General features: G+C 54.1%; 1 protein-coding gene and 1 pseudogene. Both read left to right on the forward strand.

The window, feature by feature from the left end; genetic code table 11:
- Positions 1-230, forward strand: a pseudogene (locus PPL9_RS34520) (exonuclease sbcCD subunit D); the annotation flags it as partial.
- Positions 230-1,160, forward strand: a 931-nt coding sequence (locus PPL9_RS33845) for an AAA family ATPase (protein ID WP_208989665.1), incomplete at its 3' end; no start/stop codon positions are given. The pseudogene PPL9_RS34520 and the gene PPL9_RS33845, both read left to right, overlap by 1 nt.

Here is a 1,160-nt window from a genome sequence, read left to right on the forward strand (position 1 = left end):
AGGTGGATCAGATCCTTGCGCAATATCCGGTGCGCAGTGCCGGTGTTTCTGTGCTGCGGCCAAAACAGCAAGAGCCAATAAGTGCGGAGGCGACAAGCCTCATTCGCCTTTCTGAAATTCAGCCGGATGAGCTTTTCAAATCCGCTTTTGAGCGGGTGCACGGCATTGAGCCGGAAGCCAAACATCTGGACTATTTTTATCGCGCAATCGCAGAAGCGGAGGTCGAGTAATGCGTATTCTAGCGGTGCGTGGCGAAAACCTTGCCAGTCTGGCGGCTCCGTTTGAGATTGATCTTGAACAGGAGCCGCTGAACGGGGCTGGTTTGTTCGCGATTACCGGAGAAACGGGCGCGGGCAAATCCACATTGCTGGATGCCTTGTGTCTTGCCTTGTTTGGGCAATGCCCACGTTTGAGCGCTGCGGGCAGCAGCGACAGTGTGCCGGATGTTGCCGGTGCTGAGCTGCGAGAAACAAACCCGCGCACCGTGCTTACACGTGGGGCTGCCTCTGGCTTTGCCGAGGCGGACTTTGTTGGGGCGGATGGAACGGGATATCGTGCGCGCTGGACTGTGCGCCGGGCTCGCAACAAAGCATCAGGACGTTTGCAAAATGTGGAGCGTTCGCTGGTTCGCATTGAAGACAATGCTGCGGTTGAGAGCGGCATCAAACAGGTGGATGCGGCTGTTGAAGAGCGGTTGGGCCTGACCTATGACCAGTTCAAGCGTACGGTTTTGTTGGCGCAGGGTGATTTTGATGCCTTCCTGAAAGCCAATGACAATGAGCGCGCTGCCTTGCTTGAAAAAGTGACGGGTACGCAGCGCTACAGAGAAATTTCCAAACAGATTTTCCAGCGCTTTACTGATGCGAAGGATGCAACCTCAAAACTGGAAGAAAAGTCTGATGTGGCTGGTCTTTTAGAAGAGGAAGAACGCACTGCTCTTGTTGGGCAGTCAGAAGAGTTGGAGAAGCAATCCAAGTCTGTTCAGTCAGATATGGATGCGATTGCCAAGTCTCTGGGGCATTTGCAGAAACTGGATGAAGCGAAGACAAAGCTGGCGTCTGCGCAGGACGAGTTTGTGGCGTTGAAGGCCCGCCATGAAAATGCGAAGGCCAAGCGGGATCTGAAGGCGCAATTTGAACGCATCAAATCTCTTGAGCCTG

It is taken from the genome of Pseudovibrio sp. POLY-S9 (genome assembly GCF_001431305.1).
Lineage (GTDB): Bacteria > Pseudomonadota > Alphaproteobacteria > Rhizobiales > Stappiaceae > Pseudovibrio.